The following is a 21,001-nucleotide window of genomic DNA, read 5'->3' on the forward strand; positions in this document are numbered from 1 at the left end:
CCCCAGGCTGTGCAGGGGCTCACGGCCGCGCTGGCTCGTGCCCTGGTCGGTGGCGGCGGCCCGCTGCGGGTGGTTCGTGGCGTGTCGCGCGGTGTTTCGCGGCTCTCGGGTCAGTGCGAGGAACCGGCCGTGGCGGGCGGCAGCTCCACCTGCACCCCGGGGTCGCCCGCGTCCGCCGTGTAGTCCTCCGGCTTGGTCTCGTCGATGCCGTCGGGGGCCTTCAGGGCCCTGAGGACGAACGTCAGGACCACCGTCACCACCACGTTCAGCACGAACGCCGTGAGGCCGATGTAGCCGATCTCGCCGATGCCGGGGATCTCCTTGGAGGAGCCGCCGAAATGCTTCTGCGTGGGCGAGGCGACGCCGTACGCGGCGACGGTGCCGTAGAGCATGCCGACCGCCCAGCCCGCGAGCAGCGCCCAGCGGTGGAACCAGCGGGTGAACAGGCCGCCGACCAGGGCCGGGAAGGTCTGCAGGATCCAGATGCCGCCCAGCAGCTGGAAGTTGATGGCGACCGTCTTGTCCATGGTGAGGACGAAGGCCAGTGCGCCCACCTTCACCAGCAGGGACACCAGCTTGGAGACCTTGGTCTCCTGCTCGGGCGTCGCGTCCGGCTTGATGAAGTCCTTGTAGATGTTGCGTGTGAAGAGGTTCGCGGCCGCGATGGACATGATGGCCGCCGGTACCAGCGCGCCGATGCCGATCGCCGCGAACGCCACGCCCGCGAACCAGTCCGGGAACATCGTCTCGAACAGCTGCGGAATCGCCAGCTGCCCGTTCTGCACCTTGATGCCGGCCGCGATCGCCATGAAGCCGAGCAGCGCCAGCAGGCCCAGCATCAGCGAGTACAGCGGCAGGATCGTGGTGTTGCGGCGGATCACCTCACGGCTCTTCGAGGACAGCGTCGCCGTGATGGAGTGCGGGTACATGAACAGCGCCAGGGCGGAACCCAACGCCAGCGTGGCGTAGGTCCACTGGCCCGTATCCGGCGGCGTCAGCGCCCCGCGCGGCGCGCCCGTCGCCGGGTTGGTCTGGCTGAACGCGTCGCCCGCCTTGGCGAAGATGTCGTCGAAGCCGCCCAGCTTGATCGGGATGTAGATGATCGCCACCGCGATGACGATGTAGATCAGCGTGTCCTTCACGAACGCGATCAGCGCGGGCGCCCGCAGACCCGATGAGTACGTGTAGGCCGCCAGCACACCGAAGGCGATCAGCAGCGGCAGGTCCTTGATGAACCAGTTGGTGTCCTCGCCGCCACCGACGCCCATCACGTCCAGCACGGCCTGGATGCCGACCAGCTGGAGCGCGATGTACGGCATCGTCGCCAGGATGCCGGTCAGCGCCACCGCCAGGGACAGGCCCTTGGAGCCGAAGCGGCCGCGCACGAAGTCGGAGGTCGTCACGTAGCCGTGCTTGTGGGAGACCGACCACAGGCGCGGCAGGAACGTGAAGATCAGCGGGTAGACCAGGATCGTGTAGGGCACCGCGAAGAAGCCCGCCGCGCCCGCCGCGTAGATCGCCGCCGGCACGGCCACGAAGGTGTACGCCGTGTAGAGGTCGCCGCCGAGCAGGAACCAGGTGATCCAGGTGCCGAACGAGCGGCCGCCGAGGCCCCACTCGTCCAGGCTGTGCTCGTTCTCGGCCTTGCGCCAGCGCGCGGCCAGGAAGCCCAGGACCGTGACGGCCAGGAAGAAGAAGATGAAGACGGCGAGTGCGACGCCGTTCACGCCGTCCTTCACTGCGACGCACCGCCCTTCGCGGCCGAGCGGGCGCGCTGGTCACGCTGCCACAGCTTGAAGGCGATCATCGTCAGCGCCGTGGAGATCAGTACCCACGCCATCTGGTACCAGTAGAAGAACGGGATTCCGATGAAGGCCGGGTCGGTCTTCGCGTACGAGCCGACCCACAGCATGGCAACGAAGGGCGCTATGAGGCAGACGGCGATGACGACGCGCGTCGGCGTCACCACCGGCCCTCTGCTGACTTCCGGGGTTTGCGACATCAGGCGGCTCCGTCCCCTCAAGTGATCACCTGTGTAATGCGCAGGCAATCTAGGTCAGGGTGTGCCGAGAGCGGAACCCCTCGTCCGCAATGCGGTACCCAAAAGAAACGCGCCGCCGGTCCGCTACTCCTGGGGCCGCTTCAGACGGGCCACGAACTTGTAGCGGTCGCCCCGGTAGACCGAGCGCACCCACTCCACCGGCTGGCCGTCCCGGTCCAGCGAGTGGCGGGAGAGCATCAGCATCGGCAGGCCGACGTCCGTGCCGAGCAGGCCGGCCTCGCGCGGGGTGGCCAGGGACGTCTCGATGGTCTCCTCGGCCTCGGCGAGATGGACGTCGTAGACCTCGGCGAGCGCGGTGTAGAGGGACGTGTACTTCACCAGGGACCGGCGCAGGGCGGGGAAGCGCTTCGCGCTGAGGTGGGTGGTCTCGATGGCCATGGGCTCACCGTTGGCCATGCGCAGGCGCTCGATGCGCAGTACGCGTCCGCCCGGCGTGATGTCGAGCAGCCCGGCGAGCCGGTCGTCGGCGGTGATGTAGCCGATGTCCAGCAGCTGTGAGGTCGGCTCCAGGCCCTGGGCGCGCATGTCCTCGGTGTACGAGGTCAGTTGCAGGGCCTGCGAGACCTTCGGCTTGGCGACGAACGTGCCCTTGCCCTGGATGCGTTCCAGCCGGCCCTCGACGACCAGTTCCTGCAGCGCCTGGCGCACGGTCGTGCGGGAGGTGTCGAACTCCGCGGCGAGGGTGCGCTCGGGCGGGACGGGCGTGCCGGGCGCCTGGGTCTCCGTCATGTCGAGCAGGTGCTTCTTCAGGCGGTAGTACTTGGGCACACGTGCGGTACGGACGGGCACCCCGTTCTCGTTCTCCGCACTGCTGACGTCGGTGCTCATGCTCCGCCTTCCCGGCTCGGTCCGCCGACACGATCTCACTTGTATACCGTCGGCGTCTTGTTTGGTCTAGTCCACCACTCCGAGTGGTCTACCTGAAGTATGGCGTGTGCAGCCGGTTTTTCGCTGGCTTCTTACTTAAAGGTTCCTGCATATGTAGGTCGCATAACGGCTGGTCAGAGCCTTCTCGCGACCCTTGACAGGGGGATTGGCCTGGGTCAAGCTCCCCGTACTGGTCTACACCAATGGTCCAGGCCCGGCCCCACGTTCACTGCGGGGAGCCAGGGGGGTTGTGGGATCCCTGAGGAGGGTGGCGTGAAGCGCAAGCTGACAGCCGCGATCGGTATCGCGGGCATGATGGTCTCCATCGCGGCGTGCGGCGGCGAGGGCGACGGGGGCTCGGACAAGGGCGCGGACGTCAAGGAGCTGACCGTCTGGCTCACCGTCGACGCCCAGAACAACTGGCCGGAGCTGGTGAAGGCCGCCGACGACGCGGTGAAGAAGAAGCACCCGGGCCTGAAGATCAACCACGAGTACTACGGCTGGCCCGACAAGAACGCCAAGCTCGACGCCGTCCTCGCCACGGACAAGGTCCCCGACGTGGTCGAGATGGGCAACACCGAGATGCTCGGCTACATGGTCAAGGGCGCCTTCGCCCCCCTCGACCAGGGCAGGTTCGACAAATCCGACGCCTGGCTCGACGGCCTCAAGGCCTCGGTGACCTACGAGGGCAAGACCTACGGCGTCCCCTACTACGCCGGCGGCCGCGTCGCCAACTGGCGCAAGGACATCGCCGCCTCGGTCGGCGTGAAGACGGCCCCGAAGGCGTACAAGGAACTGACCGACGCCCTGGACAAGATCCAGAAGAAGCAGGGCGACAAGTTCAGCGCCTGGTACCAGCCCACCCGCGACTGGTACGCGGCCATGTCCTTCGTCTACGACGCCGGCGGCGCCATCGCCACCGAGTCGGGCGGCCAGTGGAAGGCCTCGCTCTCCTCGCCCGAGTCCCTCAAGGGCCTGAAGGAGTTCAAGAACGTCGTCGACAAGTACATGCACGGCGACAAGACCAAGGACGAGTCCGACCGCTACATCGTCTACGGCCAGGGCAAGTCCGCCATGATCTTCGCGGCCGCCTGGGAGGGCGCGACCGCCGAGGACCCGAAGAACGACAAGAGCGGCAAGCTCAAGGGCAACCTCGAGAACTTCGTCATGCCCGGCCCGTCCGGCAAGAACATGCCCGTCTTCCTGGGCGGCTCCGACCTCGCCGTGCCGGTGAAGTCCGACGCGCAGGACCTGGCCGCCGAGTGGATCAACGCGTTCGCCGGCTCCTCCGGGCAGAAGGGCCTGATGGCCAAGGGCAACCTGCCCAACAACAAGACGGACCTCGCGACGCTCAAGAACGACCCGAAGACGGCGGTCCCGGCCACCGCGGCCGAGGCCAACTGGTTCGTCCCGATGGCACCCGGCTGGGGCCAGGTCGAGAAGGCGCAGATCCTGCAGACCATGCTGCAGAGCATCGGCACCGGCAAGAAGTCCGTCGAGGCCGCCGCCAAGGAGGCGGACGCCGCGATCGACAAGGTCATCAACACCAAGTGACCTACGGGCGGGGCTCCCACGCGGAGCCCCGCCGTCGTCAGGACCTGAGGGACCGCCAAGGAGCGCGCGATGAGTGCCGCAGACACCACCACCCCCGCCAAGGTGCCGCCACCGCGGCAGGTACCGATGCCGCCCCCCGCCGACCGGCGGCCCCGCCGGCAGCGCACCTCGGGCGGTGCCGCCGTCCCCTGGCTGCTGCTCGCGCCCTGCCTGCTGATCCTGGCCCTGGTCATGGGCTATCCGCTGGCCCGCCTGGTCACCCTGTCCTTCCAGAAGTTCGGGCAGTCCCAGCTGTGGGGCTTCCAGCCCGCCGAGAGCGTCGGCTTCGACAACTTCGCCAAGGTGCTCGGCGACGGCGAGTTCTGGGCCGTCGTGCTGCGGACGGTGATCTTCGCCGGCGGGGCCGTCGTCCTCACCATGGTGACCGGCATGGCGCTCGCCCTGCTGCTCCAGCGCGTCTCGGGCTGGCTGAAGGTGCTCATCAACATCGTGCTGGTGGCCAGCTGGGGCATGCCCGTGATCGTGGCCACCACCGTCTTCAAGTGGCTCTTCGACTCGGACTACGGCGTCTTCAACGCCCTGCTGAGCAAGCTGCCCGGCGTCGACATGATCGGCCACAACTGGTTCGCGAGCGGCCCCGAGGGCCTGGCCGTGATCATGCTGCTGGTGGTGTGGGGAGCCGTGCCGTTCGTGGTGATCACGCTCAGCGCGGGCCTCACCCAGGTGCCCAGGGAGCTGGAGGAGGCGGCCCGCCTGGACGGCGCCAACTCCTGGGGCGTCTTCCGCTACGTCACCCTGCCCGTCCTCAAGCCGATCATCGTGATGCTCACGACCCTGTCGGTCATCTGGGACATGGGCGTCTTCCCCCAGGTGTTCGTCATGCGCAACGGCCACCCCGAACCGGAGTTCCAGGTCCTCAACACCTACTCCTACGACCGTGCCTTCGTGGTCAACGACTACGCCCAGGGCTCGGCCATCGCGCTGATCACCGTCCTGCTGCTGCTCGGCGTGGTCGCCGTCTACATGCGGCAGATGCTGAAGATCGGAGAGGTCGAATGAGCAGCACCCTGACCGGCCGCCGGGCGCCGAAGCTGTGGTGGAACCTCCTCGGGCTCCTCGTCTTCGTCACCGCCGGCTTCCCGCTCTACTGGATGCTCAACACGGCGTTCAAGCCCGCCAAGGACGCCATCGACCCCGACCCGAGCCTGCTGCCGACCGGCATCACCTTCGACAACTTCGGGCGGGCGCTGGACATCGCCGACTTCTGGGGCCCGGTGGGCCGCAGCATGACGGTGTCGCTGGCGGTGGTCGTCGTCGGCATGGCCGTCGGGCTGCTGGCCGCGCTCGCCATCTCCCGGTTCGCCTTCCGCGGCCGCAAGATCGTCATCGTGGGCATCCTCGCGGTCCAGATGGTGCCGCTGGTCGCCATGATCATCCCGGTCTTCCTGCTCCTGAACGACCTGGGCCAGTACGACCGGCTCACCGGCCTCATCATCACGTACCTGACCTTCGTCCTGCCCTTCACGGTCTGGACGCTGCGCGGCTTCATCGTCAACATCCCCAGGGAGCTGGAGGAGGCCGCCATGGTCGACGGCTGCTCCCGCACCAGCGCCTTCCTGCGGGTCGTCTTCCCGCTGCTGGCCCCCGGCATGGTCGCCACCTCGGTCTACGCCTTCATCCAGGCCTGGAACGAGTACCTCTACGCCCTGATGCTGCTCAGTCAGAAGAACCAGACCGCGACCGTCTGGCTCGGCAACTTCACCACCAAGCACGGCACCGAATACGCCCCGATGATGGCCGGAGCCACGATGATGGCCGTGCCGATCGTCGCCCTCTTCCTCCTCGTCCAGCGCAAGATGGCCGCGGGCCTGACCGCGGGCGCCGTGAAGGGATGACCTCACCCGATGACGACACTCGCCAGCGCCACCGACACGCTCACCCGCGATGCCCTGACCGTCCTGCAGCCCGGCTTCACCGGGACCACCGCCCCCGACTGGCTGCTGCGCCGGCTCGGTGAGGGACTCGCCTCCGTCGGGCTCTTCGGCCGCAACATCGCCTCACCGGACCAACTGGCCGCGCTGACCGCCCAGCTGCGGGCCGAGCGCGACGACGTCCTCGTCGCCATCGACGAGGAGGGCGGCGACGTCACCCGCCTGGAGGTGCGCAGCGGCTCCTCCTTCCCGGGCAACCACGCCCTCGGCGCGGTCGACGACGTGGAGCTGACCCAGCAGGTCGCCCACGAACTGGGCCGCCGCCTCGCCGCCTGCGGTGTCAACCTAAACTGGGCACCCTCCGCCGACGTCAACTCCGACCCGCGCAACCCGGTCATCGGCGTGCGCTCCTTCGGCGCCGACACCGCCCTGGCCGCCCGGCACACCGCCGCCTACGTCACCGGCCTGCAGTCCGCCGGGGTCGCCGCCTGCACCAAGCACTTCCCGGGCCACGGCGACACCGCCGTCGACTCCCACCACGCCCTGCCGCGCATCGACGTCTCCGCCGAGATGCTGGCCGAGCGCGAACTGGCGCCCTTCCGCGCCGCCATCGCCGCGGGCACCCGGGCCGTGATGAGCGCTCACATCCTCGTCCCGGCGCTCGACCCCGACCGCCCGGCCACCCTCTCCCGCCGCATCCTGACCGGCCTGCTGCGCGGTGAGCTCGGCTACGACGGCCTGATCGTCACCGACGGCATGGAGATGCGCGCCATCGCCGCCACCTACGGCATCGAACGCGGCAGCGTCCTCGCCGTCGCCGCCGGAGCCGACGCGATCTGCGTGGGCGGCGGCCTGGCCGACGACGCGACCGTGCTCCGTCTGCGGGACGCCCTGGTCGCAGCCGTCCGCACCGGCGAACTCCCCGAGGAACGCCTCGCCGACGCGGCCGACCGCGTCCGGTCCCTGGCCCGCTGGACGGGCACGGCCGGCCGCGCGCCCGAGGACCGCCACGGCAGCGAGATCGGCCTGCGCGCCGCCCGCCGCGCCCTGACCGTGACACCCGCCCCGGGCCTCGGCAGCCCCGAGGCCTTCGAGCCCCTCACCGAACCGCCCTACGTCGCCGCCCTCACCCCCGTCGCCAACATCGCCGTCGGCGACGAGACCCCCTGGGGCGTCGCCGCCGAACTGGTCCACCTCCTGCCCGGCACGGTGACCGGCAGCTTCTCCGCCGGGAACGGCACGGAGAGCGAGGCCGGACGGAGCGCCGGCCGGGCGGCCCTGCAGGCGGCCGGTCCGCGCCGCATCGTCGCCGTCGTCCGCGACGAACACCGCCACCCCTGGATGACCTCCGCCCTCGATGCCCTGCTGGCCGCCCGCCCCGACACGATCGTCGTCGAGATGGGTGTCCCGCAGGCCGACCCGCGCGGCGCCCTGCACATCGCCACCCACGGCGCGGCCCGCGTCTGCGGCCGTGCGGCGGCCGAGGTGATCGCCGGAGTGGCGGGCAGCTGAAGCCCTCGATCGGCCGATGTGGTTGTAAGCTGCCACCGAATGTAGTACTTCTTATACATGAGCGAGCAGGTGCACAACAGGTTGGCCATGGTGCGTGCCGAACGGAAGGTGTCGCGCCAGAGCCTGGCCGAGGCAGTGGGAGTCCACTACCAGACCATCGGCTACATCGAGCGGGGGCAGTACAACCCGAGCCTCGACCTGGCACTGAAGATCTCCAGGTTCTTCGGACTGCCGGTCGAGGCCCTGTTCTCCCTCGAACCGTTCCGGCCGCTCACGGACGAGGTCTACGGGAGGAACCAGCCATGACGACGACACGCCTGACCCGCTACGACCGGACCATGCTGCGGCTGATGAACGACCGTCGCGGCGCGGCCTGGTACGCCACGGCGGCCCGTCGACGGCTGGCCGTCGCCACCCACGTCACGCTCACGCTGGCCATCGGCGGCCTGATGACCCACCTGTTCCTCGCCGAGGACGAGCCGCTGTGGACCATCGCCGTGATGGCGGTGCTGCTGCTCCCCTGGATGGTCGCGACCGGCGTGATCAACGGCGCCACCCGGGGCCTTCTCGAACTGCGCGCCCACGTCCTGGACGAGCGGCAGTCGGCCGAACGCAGCCGCGTCCTGGCCCGGGCCCACCGCGTGACGACCCTGCTGCTGGCCGCGGCGGCGGTCACCCTGCTGATCGCGGGCGGTGTCGCCGGCGACGCCCCGACGGCCTACGCGGCGCCCCTGCTCATCGCCGTCCTCGTCACCCACTGGGTGATGCCCCTGTGGGTGGCCGGCTGGCTCGCCGAGGACGACCCGGCCGACGACGACGTCCTGGCGGACGGGGCGCTCGGCCGCCAGGGCCGGCGTCCGGACCAGGTCGCGGAAAGGCGGTGAGCTCGCGGAAAGGCGGCGAAGCTGTGCAGCGCCGCTGAGCGCTCGTGGCGACACGGGTCGCTGAGCGGCTTCCGGCGCGGCCGCCGAGCGCTCTCCGACGCCTGCCGGATCGAGCTCCCGGCCGCGATCGGTGCGACAGGTCCTAGATTCCCTGCCAGTCCGGCTTGTTGGCGTACGTGTGCCGGAAGTAGTCCGCCAGCTTCAGCTTCGACGCGGCGGCCTCGTCGACCACGACGGTCGCGTGCGGGTGGAGCTGGAGCGCGGACGCCGGGCACACCGCCGCGACCGGCCCCTCCACCGTCGCCGCCACCGCGTCCGCCTTGCCCTCGCCGGTGGCGAGCAGTACCAGGTGCCGCGCCTCCAGGATGGTGCCGATGCCCTGTGTGATCACGTGGTGCGGCACCTGATCGATGTCGCCGTCGAAGAACCGGGCGTTGTCGATCCGGGTCTGCTCGGTCAGCGTCTTGATCCGGGTCCGCGAGGCCAGCGACGAACACGGCTCGTTGAACCCTATGTGCCCGTCGGTCCCGATCCCGAGCAGCTGCAGATCCACCCCGCCGGCGTCCGCGAGGGCCTTGTCGTACGCCTCGCACGCCCCCTGCACGTCCTGCGCCGTGCCGTCCGGGCCCGTGAACTGCTCCATGCCGATCCCGAGCGGCTCCAGCACCTCACGCCGCAGCACCGACCGGTACGACTCCGGGTGGTCGGCGGGCAGCCCCACGTACTCGTCGAGCTGGGCGATCCGCGCCCGCCCGACGTCCACGGCACCGGAACGCACCTTGGCCGCCAGCGCCTCGTACACCGGCAGCGGCGTCGAGCCCGTGGCCACGCCGAGCAGGGCGTCGGGCTTGCGCCGGAGCAGCTGCGCCATGGCCTCGGCGATGAGTTCGCCACCCGCCTTGGCGTCCGGAACGATGACAACTTCCACGCTGGGCCTGCCGATCTGAGAGGGATGCTCAACTGGGACGGGACCCGTGAGGGGTCGTGTGGTTTAGACCAATCTAACAGAGCGGGGGCTCCCGTCCCAGGTGCGGGACAGCCCTCCCGGGCAGGTGACGGCGCCGTGCCGGCCCGCTCTCCGGCAGGTGAACGGCACGGCCTCCCGGGCGCTCCGCCGTACGAGGGTCGGCCGGGCTAGGTCAGCGAGCCGCCCGTGACATCCACCCAGCTTCCCGTCACCCACCGGCCCCCGTCCGAGACCAGGAACGCCACCACGTCGGCGACCTCGGCGGGCCGGCCCACCCCGCCCAGCGCCGATATCGCCGCGGCCTTCGCCCAGCCGTCCTCGCTGCCGTGCAGCAGCTCGGCCGTGTTGTCCGTGTCGATGATGCCCGGCGCCACCGAGTTCACCGTGATGCCCCGGGCACCCAGCACCTTGGACAGGTCGCGGGAGAGGACGTCCAGCGCGCCCTTCGTCATCGCGTACGCCACGTTGTCCGGCATCGCCGCCGTGCGGGCCAGTCCGGACGAGATGTTGACGACCCGGCCCCCGTCCCGCAGGCGCGACATGCCGTGCTTGAGGATGAAGAACGGGGCCTTCACGTTCACCGCGAAGACGTCGTCGAACTCCCGCTCCTCCAGCTCCCCGATGGGGCGCGTGCTGCCGATGGCCGCGTTGTTCACCAGGATGTCGAGCCCGTCCGCGTGCCGGTCGAACTCCTCCCACAGCGCCTCGGCGTCACCGGCCACGCCCAGCTCGACGCCGAGGGCGAAGGCCGAGCCGCCCGCCGCCTCGATCGCGGCGACCGTCTCCTTCGCCGCGGCCTCGTTCCGCCCGTAGTGCACGGCGACGCGGGCGCCGTCCTGGCCGAGCCGCTCGGCGATCCCCCGTCCGATCCCCCTGCTCGCCCCCGTGACCAGTGCCGTCCTGCCGGTGAGCACGCCCATGACGGCGCCCCCCTTCACATTTATCTAGTGGTCGCTACAAAAATGACCGTACAACAGTCCGGCGACATTTCTCTAGTGCCCGCTATAAAATGCACTCCATGGTGGACGACGACGGAACCGCGAAGACCCGGGGCAAGACCGCGCCGAGGCCCCCCAGGCCCCGCGGACGCCCTCGTTCCTTCGATCGCGAGACCGTCCTGGAGAAGGCACTCCTGGCCTTCTGGGAACACGGCTACGAGGCCACGTCCGTCTCCGACCTCACCCGCGTCATGGACATCGGCGCACCCAGCCTCTACGCGGCCTTCGGGGACAAGCGGTCCCTCTTCGACGAGGTCGTCCGCGTCTACGGCGCGCGCTACGGCTCCTTCACCGACCGCGCCCTGGCGGAGGAGCCCACCGCCCGGGCAGCCGTCGCCCGCGCGCTGCGCGAGGCCGCCACCGCCTACACGGAGCCGGGTCACCCGCACGGCTGCCTCGTGGTGCACGCCGCCGCGAACTGCTCCACGCCCGAGGTCGAGCAGTCGTTGCGGGACCGCCGCAACGCCAACATCGCCACCTTCGAGAGCCGCATCAGGGCCGATGTCGACGCCGGCGTACTGCCCGCGGACACCGACGCCGCCGCGCTGGCCCGGCACACCGGCGCGATGATCCAGGGCATGTCACAACAGGCGCGGGACGGGGCGAGCCGGGAGGAACTGGAGGCCGTCGCGGAAATCGCCATGTCCATCTGGCCCCGCACAGGAACCCACACGGGTTAGGCTGCGTGGTGGACGTCTAGGCGTCCGGCGAGTCGCGGAATTAACAACAACGAACAGCCTCCCACGCATGGACACCCCGAGTGGTCTAGTCCACAATGCGTGATGAGAGCGCGTGCACCACGCGCACCAGACCTCCGTCTTCCCCGCACAGGAAGACGGACCGAGGAACCGAGGCTCTCTGCCCTGACTGCCCCGGCTCCTCATCCTTCGGCCGACCGGGACCGCACACCCCACGGCCGATACTGCTCCGGGCTGCGGTGCCGGGAGGGTTGAGGGTCCCTCTCAGGCGCCGCGGCCCGCGGGTGTTTCCGGGCTCCGGGGTATACAGAGCCGCACAAACGCCCGGGTACGCTCGCCACGTGCCCTCCATGAACGAACTCGTACGCCAGCACACCGCCCTCGGTGACACCGACCTCGAGTGGCTGCACCTGCTGGTCTCGGAGTGGCAGCTGCTCTCCGACCTCTCCTTCGCCGACCTGGTGCTGTGGGTCCCCACCAGCGACGGCACCCGGTACGTCTCGGTCGCACAGATGCGGCCCAACACCGGCCCGACCTCGTACCAGGACGACATGGTGGGCCACCTCGTCCCGCGCGGCCGCCGCCCGATGCTGGACGCCGCCCTCGACGAGGGCCGCATCGTGCGCGAGGGCGACCCCGAGTGGCGCGAGGAGGTGCCCGTGCGGGTCGAGTCGATCCCCGTACGGCGGGAGGGCCGGGTCCTCGGGGTCATCGCGCGCAACACCAACCTCCTCACGGTGCGCACCCCGAGCCGGCTGGAGCTCACCTACCTGCAGAGCGCCTCCGACCTGGCGCAGATGATCGCCGCCGGTTCCTTCCCGTTCGCGAACCAGCAGCTGGACATGGACGCCTCGCCCCGCGTGGGCGACGGCCTCATCCGGCTCGACGCCGACGGCCTCGTCCAGTACGCCTCACCGAACGCCCTGTCCGCCTACCACCGGCTCGGCCTCGCCTCCGACCTCGTCGGACAGCACCTCGGCAGGACCACGGCCGAACTCGCCCCGACCCGGGGCCCGGTGGACGAGGCGCTGGCCAAGGTCGCCAGCGGCTGGGCGCCGCGCGAGTTCGAGATCGAGGCCCACGACGGGGTCATCCAGTTCCGCGCGATCCCCCTCAAGCCCAAGGGCACCCGCATCGGCTCGCTGGTGCTGCTCCGGGACGTCACCGAACTGCGCCGTCGCGAGCGCGAGTTGATCACGAAGGACGCGACTATCCGGGAGATCCACCACCGGGTCAAGAACAACCTCCAGACGGTGGCGGCCCTGCTCCGCCTCCAGGCCCGGCGCATCGAGTCCGACCGCGGACGCGAGGCCCTGGAGGAGGCGGTGCGGCGGGTCGGGTCGATTGCGATCGTGCACGAGACCCTTTCCCAGAACCTGGACGAGCGCGTGGAGTTCGACGACATCGCCGACCGGGTCCTCGCGATGGTCGCGGAGATCTCCCCGGGCAAGGTCGCGGGCCGGCGCACCGGACGCTTCGGCATCCTCGACGCCGAGGTCGCGACCCCGCTGTCGATGGTGCTGACCGAGGTCCTGCAGAACGCGCTGGAGCACGGCTTCCGTGAAGGCGACACCGGCACCGTGGAGGTGTCGGCGGTCCGCGGCGGCACGACGAAGGAGGCCCGGCTGCTGGTCACCGTCCAGGACGACGGTGTCGGACTGCCGGAGGGATTCGATCCGCACACCGCCGGCAACCTCGGCCTGCAGATCGTCCGGACCCTGGTCGAGGGCGAGTTGGGCGGCACCTTCGACATGGTCCCGGCCCCGGAGCGCGGCACCCGCGTGATCCTGGACATCCCGGTGCGCGCGCAGAAGTAACGGATCCCCGCCTCCGACGCAGGGTGAGCGGTCCCGAGCAGGGCCGCGTACCGGCGAAGTGCCATGAAAGCAATGAGCTCCGGGCCACCAAGTGGCCCGGAGCTAAAGCTCGTTGCTGCTTAACTAAGCGCATCGGGGGAACTGCGCGCTGCGGCTCGGGGGCGGGAGATGCGTGCTCGCTGCACGCGCCGCCAAGCTCAGGCTGTCAGCAGGGGTGGGGTGTCAGGCGGAGGCCTGACGGGCCCGGTTGCGGGCGGCGCGGCGCTTCATGGCGCGGCGCTCGTCCTCGCTGAGACCACCCCAGACGCCGGAGTCCTGGCCGGACTCGAGCGCCCACTGCAGACACTGCTCGATCACCGGGCAGCGACGGCAGACGGCCTTGGCTTCCTCGATCTGCAGCAGCGCAGGACCGGTGTTGCCGATGGGGAAGAAGAGCTCGGGGTCTTCCTCGCGGCAAACGGCGTTGTGACGCCAGTCCATGGCTGCTACCTCTCCTTGGTATTACGTGCAGATGCTTGTGAATGTGAACGCTTTCACGAATCCCTCAACAAGTGAAGGGCCGACCGCCAGGTTCCCTGGCGTGGGTCCTGTGAGTTGAAGAGGGGTTCTGGTGATCAGTGGAGGCCGGTGTTGCGGGCCGTCCCGATCGCCACGTAGAGACTCGCAAACCTCAGCGGCGGATACAACCCCTTCTGGAAAGTTTTTTTTGATTCTTCGGTGTCGACTAGGTCACAGCCGTACTTCCATGGGGTGGATCCTGGCCTAAACGTTCGAGTGAAAGGACTTTAGCCAGTTCTGCTCACACAATCACACGCAGTGCACGGCGTACGCCTGTGAACGTCACGCTGGTGCGCAGCCCCAGGTGGTCACCGTCCATCTGGAGGGGGAGCGGCACCTTCGAATGCAAGGTGAACTCCGTCAAGTCGTGCAGAGAGGTGGCGTGCTTGCCCTGCGGTCCGCGGTCCGGGGACGAAGTGAGCAACTGGGTGCCATACCGGGCAACAGCGGCGGTCGACAGGCGGCTGAGAGCGAAGATGTCGAGGCCGGTATCGAACGAGGCCTTAGGCGCCGCGTAGATCGGGCGATTCCCCAGAAACGTCCACGGGGAGGTGTTCGAGACTATGGACAGCACCAGATCGGTCACCGGGTCCGCGCCGGCCCGTTCCAGGGTGATCGTCCCGTTGCGGCGGTTGGGCTCACCGAAGAGCTGACGCACCACCTGGCGTACGTAAAGAGCGTGTGTGGATTTCCGGCCGCGCTCGCGGTGCTGCTCCACCCGGCCCACCACGCCGGCGTCGAAGCCGAGGCCCGCGTTGAAGGTGAACCAGCGGGAGGGCACCGACTCGTCCTCCGTGCCCGGCGTGCCGGAGGTCAGGCCCAGTCCGACGGTGCGTTCGCTGCCGTCGCGCAGGGCGTCCAGCAGGGCTCCGGTGGCCTCCACGGCGTCGTTCGGCAGACCGAGGGCGCGGGCGAAGACGTTGGTGGAGCCGCCGGGGACCACGGCCAGACCGGGGAGCTGCCCCGGGGCGGGACCGGCGTGCAGCAGACCGTTGACCACCTCGTTGACCGTGCCGTCGCCGCCGAGGGCCACCACCAGGTCGATGTCGTCGCTGTCCGCCGCCTGCCGGCCCAGGTCGCGCGCGTGGCCGCGGTACTCGGTGGTGACCGCTTCGAGCTTCATCTCGCTGGCGAGCGCGTGGATCAACACGTCGCGTGTGCGCGCACTCGTAGTGGTTGCCGCCGGATTGACCACGAGAAGTGCACGCATGACTGGCAGCGTACCTACTGGGTGGTACCGGGCCCAGACCGAGGTAGGGGTCGGGTAAGAGACCGGGGGTGAACCGCGCCACGGGGGCGCACGTCGTGAGGGCTACCCTTCAGGGGTGAGCAGTGAGCAGACCTCCACCACCCCCGAGACCACCGGCCCGCGCCCGCGGCGCCTGACGTACGCCGCGCTGCTGGCCGCCCTGGAGGGGCTCGCGCTGGTCGTCGGCGGGGTCTGGATCCTCGTTCTCGGCTTCACCGGGCACCCGGACGACCGGCAGCAGGCCGTCACCGGGGGCATCACGCTGGTCGTGCTCGCGCTGCTGCCCCTGCTCGCCGCGCGCGGGCTGCTCGCCCTGCGCAGTTGGAGCCGCGGCCCGGCCGTCATCACCCAGCTCATGGCGCTGCCGGTGGCCTACAACCTGCTCCAGGCCGACAGCATGGCCATCCCCGGCGGGATCGCCCTCGCCGTGGTCGCCGTCGCCTCGCTCGTCCTGCTGATCAACCCGGAGACGACCCGGGCCCTCGGAATCCGCGGGCCCGGCAACGCCGGCGGTACGGAGAAGTAGGCGGGACGGCCGTCACTCCTCGACGAGGAGCTTCTCCCGCAGCTGTGCCAGCGTCCGCGCCAGCAGCCGGGAGACGTGCATCTGCGAGATGCCGACCTCCTGCGCGATCTGCGACTGGGTCATGTTCCCGAAGAAGCGCAGCAGCAGGATCCGCTTCTCGCGCGGCGGGAGATCCTCCAGCAGCGGTTTGAGCGACTCCCGGTACTCCACGCCCTCCAGCGCCTCGTCCTCCGCGCCGAGGGTGTCGGCGACCGCCGGGGACTCGTCGTCGGTGTCGGGGACGTCCAGGGACAGCGTGGAGTACGCGTTGGCGGACTCCAGGCCCTCCAGGACCTCCTCCTCGGAGATCGCCAGCTTCTCGGCGAGCTCGTGAACTGTGGGGGAGCGGCCGTGCAGCTGCGACAGCTCGGCCGTCGCCGTGGTCAGCGACAGCCGCAGCTCCTGCAGCCGGCGCGGCACCCGCACCGCCCAGCCCTTGTCGCGGAAGTGCCGCTTGATCTCGCCGACGACCGTCGGGGTCGCGTACGTGGAGAACTCCACGCCGCGGTCCGGGTCGAAGCGGTCGACCGACTTGATCAGACCGATCGTGGCGACCTGGGTCAGGTCGTCCAGCGGCTCGCCGCGGTTGCGGAAGCGGCGCGCGAGGTGCTCTACGAGCGGCAGGTGCATGCGGACCAGCTGGTTGCGCAGCTCCGCGTACTCCGGGCTGCCGCTGTTCAGCGTGCGCAGCTTGAGGAACATCTCACGCGCGCCGCTGCGGTCCGGGGCGCCGTGCTGCGCACCGTGCGCGCGCTGTGCGCTCGGCGCCTCGTCCTCGGAGTGTCGCTCGTGCTCGCCCATCGTCCCGCCCGTCACCCTTCCCCGAGCCCTCGCCTCCTCCGCCCCGCTCGACTTCGCGCGAGTGGGGGGAACCCCCTGGGCCGGGGAGGTGGTGATCCCCCCGCCCGGAGGCGCGCTCCGCACGGCACCGTCCTGGCCGTGTCGCCCGCCGCCCGGGAGGGCGGCCCCCGCGGAGTCGTCCTCGGGATGCGGGCGGGCCTGCTCGGGGATGCCGTCGATGCCCTCCGCCATGCGCCGGGCTCCGGCCGGACCGCTCACGCCCGTGCCCTCGGCCGGCAGCTCTCGTGTGCCGCGCTCTTCGTCCCGCACCGGCCCGTCCTCGTTCCTCACGCCGGCCCGGGTCCCGCGCCGCGCTGTTTGTAGAGGCTGATCGAAACGGTTTTGTCCTTGTCCACGGCGGAGGAGACCTTGCCCGCGAGGGCGGACAGGACGGTCCAGGCGAAGGTGTCCCGCGAGGGGGCATGACCATCCGTGGTCGGTGCCGAGACGGTGACCTCGAGCGAGTCGTCGACGAGGCGGAAGACACAACTGAGCACCGAGCCGGGCACGGCCTGCTGCAGCAGGATCGCGCAGGCCTCGTCCACCGCGATGCGCAGGTCCTCGATCTCGTCGAGGGTGAAGTCCAAACGGGCCGCGAGACCGGCCGTGGCCGTACGCAGCACCGACAGGTAGGCACCCGCGGCCGGCAGCCGGACTTCCACGAAGTCCTGCGTCGCGGGCTCGCCTGCGATCTGGGACACCCTCACCTCCATGGTGGTACAAGCGTTTCAGGGCCGAGGGTCGCCCCCCGGGGTAACGCGATACGTGGTTCAGCGGTGACGCTATCGCGCTCTCGACGATCCTGTCCCCGGGAGCCCGACCCCTTGCCGTCACTCACAGTAAACCTGTGGACACGCTCCGTGTCTAGGGGTTGGGCGGGCCCAAATGGGAAGAGCGCGCGCCGCATTGACGTACCCAGACGTCAGACGCTCGAACCGTCCTGGTGGGACCGTCCTGCGCCGGGGTGGTGCCGTCTCACACGAGGACATGGTCGACGAAGCACCAACGCCAGGTTTCCCCGGGTTCGTGCGTCCGCATGACGGGATGTCCGGACTCCTTGTGGTGCGCCGCCGCGTGCCGCCCGGGCGAGGAGTCGCAGCAGCCGACGTGACCGCAGCTGAGGCACAGCCGTAGCTGCACCGGATCCGTGCCGTCCGCCAGGCACTCCGGACATGTCTCGCTGAGCGGGCCGGGTTCGGGGTGCGGCAGCGCGTCGGCGTGCGTGCACTGTTTCATGATTGCCAGGTTACGACGGTCGAGCGGAAGACCGCGTCGGAAAAAGAGGGCGGGCGAGAACGATGGACGTGATGCCACTGCTGTTGCTGGTGGCCGGCAGCGCCGCGATCGCCGCGGCCGCGCGGCGCACGCCGGTACCGGCCCCGCTGCTGCTGGTCGCGGCCGGACTGGCGGTCAGCTACGTCCCCGGAGTGCCCGACTACACCCTCGACCCGCACATCGTCCTGCCGCTCATCCTGCCCCCGCTGCTGCACACGGCCGCCACCGACAGCTCGTACCTCGACCTGCGGGCGCAGCTGCGGCCGGTCGCGATGCTGTCCGTCGGGTACGTGCTGTTCGCCACCTTCGTGGTCGGCTGGGCGCTGTACGTGATCGTGCCGGGCATGCCGCTGACCGCCGCCCTGGTCTTCGGCGCGGTCGTGGCACCGCCGGACGCGGTCGCCGCGACCGCGGTGGCCCGCCGGGTCGGGCTGCCCTCGCGCGTCACCACGATCCTGCAGGGCGAGTCGCTGCTGAACGACGCCACCGCGATCACCGCCTACCGGGTGGCCCTGGCCGCCGCCGTCGGGGAGGGCGCCACCTGGGCCGGGGGCGTCGGCGAGTTCCTGCTCGCCGCGATCGGCGGCGTCGTGGTCGGGCTGGTGCTGATGGCGCCGATCCACTGGCTGCGCACCCACGTGAAGGAAGCGCTGCCGCAGAACACGCTCTCCCTGCTGATCCCGTTCGTCGCGTACGCCGTCGCCGAGCAGGTGCACGCCTCCGGTGTCCTCGCGGTCGTCGTGGTCGCGCTCTACCTGGGACACCGCGCGTGGGAGGTCGACTTCGCCACGCGCCTGCAGGAGGAGGCGGTGTGGAAGATGGTCGCCTTCGTCCTGGAGTCCTCGGTGTTCGCGCTGATCGGCCTGCAGCTGCCGGTGGTGCTCCGCGGCCTCGGCGAGTACGAGGGCGTCGAGGCCGCCTGGTACGCCGTCGCCGTCTTCCTGGTGGTGGTCGCGACCCGGTTCGTCTGGGTGTACCCGGCGACGTTCCTGCCACGGCTGATGTCGGCACGCATCCGGGAACGGGAGGGGGAGCTGACCTGGAAGGGGCCGTTCGTCATCGCGTGGGCCGGCATGCGGGGCGTGGTCTCGCTGGCGATCGCCTTCTCCATCCCGCTCACCATGCACGACGGCGAGGAACCGTTCCCGCAGCGCAACCTCATCCTCTTTCTGACCTTCACCACCGTCATCGGCACCCTGGTCGTGCAGGGCCTGACCCTGCCCCCGCTGATCCGCCTGCTGAAGTTCCCCGGGCGGGACGCGCAGGCCGCGACGCTCGCCGAGGCCAACGCCCAGGCGCAGGCCTCCCGGGCCGCCGAGCGCCGCCTGGACGAACTGCTCCTTGACGAGCGCAACGCCCTGCCCGCCCCGCTGGCCGACCGGCTGCGCACCGTTCTGGAACGCCGTCGCAACGCCGTGTGGGAGCGGCTCGGGCAGGCCAACCCGGTCACCGGGGAGTCCGTCGACGACACCTACCGGCGGCTGTCACGGGAGATGATCAGCGCCGAGCGCGATGTGTTCGTCCGGCTCCGGGACGGCCGGTACATCGACGACGAGATGCTGCGCACGCTGCTGCGCCGGCTGGATCTGGAGGAGGCGGCGGCCTTCCGGGAGGCGACGTAGCGGCGGGACCGGGCCTTCGGAGCCCTCATGAGCGGCCCCGGCGTCGAGGCAGCGGGCGGGCCGTCAGGGAAAGGGGCGGCCCGTGAACACGGCCGCCACCGTCGTCCCGCGCGGGAAGGCGCCCTCGTCGGCCAGGGTGACGAGGGCGTACAACAGCTTGGCGACATACAGGCGTTCGACGGGCAGTCCGTGGCGCTGCTCGAAGTCCCCGGCGAAGGCGTCGAGCTCCGCGGGCACGCGCGCGTAGCCGCCGAAATGGAAGCGGTCGTCCATGTCCCAGGTGCCGCGCCGGCCGCCGAATGCCTCCCGCTGCAGGGTCTCCGTGTCAGCGGCCAGGAAACCGCCCTTGAGGACCGGCACGCCCAGCGCGCGCTGCCCGGGCGCCAGACCGGCGGCCAGGCCCGCCAGCGTGCCGCCGGTGCCGCAGGCCACGGCGACGACGCCGGCCAGGCCGCGCAGCTCGGCGCCCAGGTCCCGGCAGCCGCGGACCGCCTCGGCGTTGCTGCCGCCCTCGGGGACGACCAACGCGTCCTCGGCGTCCACCGCCCGCAGAAGCCCGGCCAGGACCGGCGCCTCGGACTTGCGGCGGTAGGCCGCCCGGTCGGCGAAGTGCAGCCGCATGCCGTCGGCCGCGCATCGGGCCAGCGAGGGGTTGAGGGGCCGGCCGGCCAGCTCGTCGCCGCGTACGACGCCGACGGTGGGGATGCCGAGCAGGCGGCCCGCCGCTGCCGTGGCGCGCAGGTGGTTGGACCAGGCGCCGCCGAAGGTGACGACCCTACGGCCGTGCGCCGCCGCCAGGTTCGGCGCCAGCTTGCGCCACTTGTTGCCGATCAGCTCCGGGTGGATCAGGTCGTCCCGCTTGAGCAGCAGCCGCACGCCCCGGCGCTCGAACCGGCCGTCGGCGACCTCCTGCACCGGCGAGGGCAGCCGGGGGCGCAGACCGGCGAGGCCGGGGGTGTCGGGGCTGGTCACCGGGTCATTGTCACCCGAGGGTGGAGGGGGCGGCACCGCCCGTCCCGCCGCGGCCGTCCCCGGCGGAGCGTCCGGCGGGGGACGAGGGCGGGCGGAGAGTCGTCGACGCGCTCCTCGACGAGCCGCTGTCCTCGCCGGTCGTCACGCCGGGCCGCAGCCGCCCGGCTCCGCGCCGGTCACGCACCCACGCGACGAGCGACGGCCCGCCCCGCAGGCACCACAGCGCGATCACCGGGTCGCAGATCGCACAGCCCAGCGAGGAGGTGTGGGCGAACGGGATGATCGGGTTGCCCTTGATGTGGTGCACGACGTCCCACACCGTGTGCAGCAGCCAGCCGGCGCCGATCCACGTCCACGACTCCAGACCGCGGAAGGCCACGTACGTCAGGAGCGCGGTGAAGGCGAACTCCCAGCCGCCCAGGCCGCCGCCGCTGAGGTACGCGGCACCGGCACCGGCGACCATGACCGCGTTCAGACGCCGCCGGTGCGGTTCGCGGACCAGGGACATCACCAGGGCGTAGAGGAGGCCGATGCCGATCGGCGCGACGTACTGCATGGCGGGGCCGTTTCTGCAGGCGGAGGGGGAACGGATCATCACGGTAGAACCGCACCGGCCCGCCCCCCAGAGGC

Annotated in this window: 21 protein-coding genes and 1 pseudogene; 10 read left to right on the plus strand and 12 right to left on the minus strand. The window is 70.5% G+C overall.

From position 1 onward, the window contains the following. Positions 1 to 110 precede the first annotated feature (110 nt). The 3 genes from mctP to ABTZ58_RS29625 all read right to left on the minus strand — a co-directional run bounded on the left by mctP (position 111) and on the right by ABTZ58_RS29625 (position 2,890). Complete coding sequence (mctP, locus tag ABTZ58_RS29615) at positions 111 to 1,739, minus strand: monocarboxylate uptake permease MctP (RefSeq protein WP_351363171.1); 1,629 nt, start codon at positions 1,737 to 1,739, stop codon at positions 111 to 113. Continuing rightward, positions 1,736 to 2,002 (minus strand): DUF3311 domain-containing protein, encoded by a 267-nt coding sequence (locus ABTZ58_RS29620; protein ID WP_351363174.1) that lies wholly within the window; start codon positions 2,000 to 2,002, stop codon positions 1,736 to 1,738. Before ABTZ58_RS29620 ends, mctP begins: the two co-directional genes overlap by 4 nt. Before the next feature lie 123 nt (positions 2,003 to 2,125). Continuing rightward, complete coding sequence (locus ABTZ58_RS29625) at positions 2,126 to 2,890, minus strand: GntR family transcriptional regulator (RefSeq protein WP_309097218.1); 765 nt, start codon at positions 2,888 to 2,890, stop codon at positions 2,126 to 2,128. Between the two features lie 312 nt (positions 2,891 to 3,202). Here ABTZ58_RS29625 and ABTZ58_RS29630 point away from each other — a divergent pair, with 312 nt between their 5' ends. From ABTZ58_RS29630 to ABTZ58_RS29655, 6 genes are all read left to right on the plus strand, one after another. Then, positions 3,203 to 4,483 carry an extracellular solute-binding protein gene (locus tag ABTZ58_RS29630; RefSeq protein ID WP_351363178.1) on the plus strand — a complete coding sequence of 427 codons (1,281 nt, stop codon included), beginning with the start codon at positions 3,203 to 3,205 and terminating at the stop codon, positions 4,481 to 4,483. A 69-nt stretch (positions 4,484 to 4,552) separates the two neighbouring features. Continuing rightward, positions 4,553 to 5,542, plus strand: coding sequence for a carbohydrate ABC transporter permease (locus ABTZ58_RS29635; protein WP_351363181.1), 990 nt, complete (start codon positions 4,553 to 4,555; stop codon positions 5,540 to 5,542). Further along, the gene (locus ABTZ58_RS29640; protein WP_309097221.1) at positions 5,539 to 6,378 is read left to right on the plus strand and encodes a carbohydrate ABC transporter permease; all 840 of its coding nucleotides are present in this window, start codon (positions 5,539 to 5,541) and stop codon (positions 6,376 to 6,378) included. The genes ABTZ58_RS29635 and ABTZ58_RS29640 overlap by 4 nt, the downstream gene beginning before the upstream one ends. A gap of 9 nt (positions 6,379 to 6,387) precedes the next feature. Further along, complete coding sequence (locus tag ABTZ58_RS29645; RefSeq protein ID WP_351363186.1) at positions 6,388 to 7,926, plus strand: glycoside hydrolase family 3 protein; 1,539 nt, start codon at positions 6,388 to 6,390, stop codon at positions 7,924 to 7,926. 57 nt (positions 7,927 to 7,983) lie between these two features. Next, positions 7,984 to 8,232, plus strand: a complete 249-nt coding sequence (locus ABTZ58_RS29650) for a helix-turn-helix transcriptional regulator (RefSeq protein ID WP_351363189.1) — start codon at positions 7,984 to 7,986, stop codon at positions 8,230 to 8,232. Further along, positions 8,229 to 8,810: a hypothetical protein gene (locus ABTZ58_RS29655; RefSeq protein ID WP_351363192.1), complete on the plus strand. Its 582-nt coding sequence runs from the start codon at positions 8,229 to 8,231 to the stop codon at positions 8,808 to 8,810. The genes ABTZ58_RS29650 and ABTZ58_RS29655 overlap by 4 nt, the downstream gene beginning before the upstream one ends. 142 nt (positions 8,811 to 8,952) lie before the next feature. On the opposite strand, the gene nagB is transcribed toward ABTZ58_RS29655, so the two are convergent. Both nagB and ABTZ58_RS29665 read right to left on the minus strand, forming a co-directional pair. Continuing rightward, the gene (gene nagB, locus ABTZ58_RS29660; protein WP_309097225.1) at positions 8,953 to 9,738 is read right to left on the minus strand and encodes a glucosamine-6-phosphate deaminase; all 786 of its coding nucleotides are present in this window, start codon (positions 9,736 to 9,738) and stop codon (positions 8,953 to 8,955) included. A gap of 206 nt (positions 9,739 to 9,944) precedes the next feature. Then, the gene (locus ABTZ58_RS29665) at positions 9,945 to 10,697 is read right to left on the minus strand and encodes an SDR family oxidoreductase (protein ID WP_351363195.1); all 753 of its coding nucleotides are present in this window, start codon (positions 10,695 to 10,697) and stop codon (positions 9,945 to 9,947) included. 98 nt (positions 10,698 to 10,795) lie between these two features. On the opposite strand from ABTZ58_RS29665, the gene ABTZ58_RS29670 reads away from it, so the two are divergent. Both ABTZ58_RS29670 and ABTZ58_RS29675 read left to right on the plus strand, forming a co-directional pair. Continuing rightward, a complete protein-coding gene (locus ABTZ58_RS29670; protein WP_351363198.1) occupies positions 10,796 to 11,455 on the plus strand; it encodes a TetR/AcrR family transcriptional regulator in 660 nt (219 codons plus the stop codon). A gap of 368 nt (positions 11,456 to 11,823) precedes the next feature. Beyond that, a complete protein-coding gene (locus tag ABTZ58_RS29675; RefSeq protein WP_309097231.1) occupies positions 11,824 to 13,290 on the plus strand; it encodes a sensor histidine kinase in 1,467 nt (488 codons plus the stop codon). Positions 13,291 to 13,512: 222 nt separating this feature from the next. Here the strand turns inward: ABTZ58_RS29675 and ABTZ58_RS29680 are convergent, their stop codons facing one another. Together ABTZ58_RS29680 and ABTZ58_RS29685 are read right to left on the minus strand one after the other, a co-directional pair. Then, entirely contained in the window at positions 13,513 to 13,770 is a 258-nt protein-coding gene (locus ABTZ58_RS29680) for a WhiB family transcriptional regulator (RefSeq protein WP_003992873.1), read from the minus strand. A 319-nt stretch (positions 13,771 to 14,089) separates the two neighbouring features. After that, on the minus strand, positions 14,090 to 15,058 hold the full coding sequence (locus ABTZ58_RS29685) for a diacylglycerol/lipid kinase family protein (RefSeq protein WP_309097228.1): 969 nt from the start codon (positions 15,056 to 15,058) through the stop codon (positions 14,090 to 14,092). Positions 15,059 to 15,173: 115 nt separating this feature from the next. Here ABTZ58_RS29685 and ABTZ58_RS29690 point away from each other — a divergent pair, with 115 nt between their 5' ends. Further along, entirely contained in the window at positions 15,174 to 15,623 is a 450-nt protein-coding gene (locus ABTZ58_RS29690) for a hypothetical protein (RefSeq protein ID WP_351363202.1), read from the plus strand. 12 nt (positions 15,624 to 15,635) lie between these two features. Here ABTZ58_RS29690 and ABTZ58_RS29695 read toward each other — a convergent pair whose 3' ends face one another. From ABTZ58_RS29695 to ABTZ58_RS29705, 3 genes are all read right to left on the minus strand, one after another. Then, positions 15,636 to 16,772, minus strand: a complete 1,137-nt coding sequence (locus ABTZ58_RS29695) for an RNA polymerase sigma factor SigF (protein WP_351363205.1) — start codon at positions 16,770 to 16,772, stop codon at positions 15,636 to 15,638. Positions 16,773 to 16,789: 17 nt separating this feature from the next. Further along, positions 16,790 to 17,203 (minus strand): ATP-binding protein, encoded by a 414-nt coding sequence (locus tag ABTZ58_RS29700; RefSeq protein ID WP_003992877.1) that lies wholly within the window; start codon positions 17,201 to 17,203, stop codon positions 16,790 to 16,792. 274 nt (positions 17,204 to 17,477) lie between these two features. Continuing rightward, entirely contained in the window at positions 17,478 to 17,738 is a 261-nt protein-coding gene (locus ABTZ58_RS29705; protein ID WP_309098150.1) for a UBP-type zinc finger domain-containing protein, read from the minus strand. 62 nt (positions 17,739 to 17,800) lie between these two features. Between ABTZ58_RS29705 and ABTZ58_RS29710 the strand changes: the two genes are divergently transcribed. Beyond that, positions 17,801 to 19,399 (plus strand): Na+/H+ antiporter, encoded by a 1,599-nt coding sequence (locus tag ABTZ58_RS29710; protein WP_351363208.1) that lies wholly within the window; start codon positions 17,801 to 17,803, stop codon positions 19,397 to 19,399. Positions 19,400 to 19,462: 63 nt separating this feature from the next. Here ABTZ58_RS29710 and ABTZ58_RS29715 read toward each other — a convergent pair whose 3' ends face one another. Next, positions 19,463 to 20,371, minus strand: coding sequence for a 1-aminocyclopropane-1-carboxylate deaminase/D-cysteine desulfhydrase (locus ABTZ58_RS29715; protein WP_351363211.1), 909 nt, complete (start codon positions 20,369 to 20,371; stop codon positions 19,463 to 19,465). A 145-nt stretch (positions 20,372 to 20,516) separates the two neighbouring features. Continuing rightward, positions 20,517 to 20,927: pseudogene (locus tag ABTZ58_RS29720) on the minus strand (DUF6010 family protein); the annotation flags it as partial. Positions 20,928 to 21,001: the final 74 nt, after the last annotated feature.

Origin of the sequence: Streptomyces sp. NPDC094143, from assembly GCF_040303825.1 — a bacterium.
In the GTDB taxonomy this organism is placed as follows: domain Bacteria; phylum Actinomycetota; class Actinomycetes; order Streptomycetales; family Streptomycetaceae; genus Streptomyces.

What these genes read in the sequence shown, in the direction of transcription:
- ABTZ58_RS29620 (WP_351363174.1), bottom strand. Translation starts at nt 2,002, where the DNA reads ATGTCGCAAACCCCGGAAGTCAGCAGAGGGCCGGTGGTGACGCCGACG.
- ABTZ58_RS29625 (WP_309097218.1), bottom strand. Translation starts at nt 2,890, where the DNA reads ATGAGCACCGACGTCAGCAGTGCGGAGAACGAGAACGGGGTGCCCGTC.
- ABTZ58_RS29635 (WP_351363181.1), top strand. Translation starts at nt 4,553, where the DNA reads ATGAGTGCCGCAGACACCACCACCCCCGCCAAGGTGCCGCCACCGCGG.
- ABTZ58_RS29640 (WP_309097221.1), top strand. Translation starts at nt 5,539, where the DNA reads ATGAGCAGCACCCTGACCGGCCGCCGGGCGCCGAAGCTGTGGTGGAAC.
- ABTZ58_RS29645 (WP_351363186.1), top strand. Translation starts at nt 6,388, where the DNA reads ATGACGACACTCGCCAGCGCCACCGACACGCTCACCCGCGATGCCCTG.
- ABTZ58_RS29650 (WP_351363189.1), top strand. Translation starts at nt 7,984, where the DNA reads ATGAGCGAGCAGGTGCACAACAGGTTGGCCATGGTGCGTGCCGAACGG.
- ABTZ58_RS29655 (WP_351363192.1), top strand. Translation starts at nt 8,229, where the DNA reads ATGACGACGACACGCCTGACCCGCTACGACCGGACCATGCTGCGGCTG.
- ABTZ58_RS29665 (WP_351363195.1), bottom strand. Translation starts at nt 10,697, where the DNA reads ATGGGCGTGCTCACCGGCAGGACGGCACTGGTCACGGGGGCGAGCAGG.
- ABTZ58_RS29670 (WP_351363198.1), top strand. Translation starts at nt 10,796, where the DNA reads ATGGTGGACGACGACGGAACCGCGAAGACCCGGGGCAAGACCGCGCCG.
- ABTZ58_RS29675 (WP_309097231.1), top strand. Translation starts at nt 11,824, where the DNA reads ATGAACGAACTCGTACGCCAGCACACCGCCCTCGGTGACACCGACCTC.
- ABTZ58_RS29680 (WP_003992873.1), bottom strand. Translation starts at nt 13,770, where the DNA reads ATGGACTGGCGTCACAACGCCGTTTGCCGCGAGGAAGACCCCGAGCTC.
- ABTZ58_RS29685 (WP_309097228.1), bottom strand. Translation starts at nt 15,058, where the DNA reads ATGCGTGCACTTCTCGTGGTCAATCCGGCGGCAACCACTACGAGTGCG.
- ABTZ58_RS29705 (WP_309098150.1), bottom strand. Translation starts at nt 17,738, where the DNA reads ATGAAACAGTGCACGCACGCCGACGCGCTGCCGCACCCCGAACCCGGC.
- ABTZ58_RS29710 (WP_351363208.1), top strand. Translation starts at nt 17,801, where the DNA reads ATGGACGTGATGCCACTGCTGTTGCTGGTGGCCGGCAGCGCCGCGATC.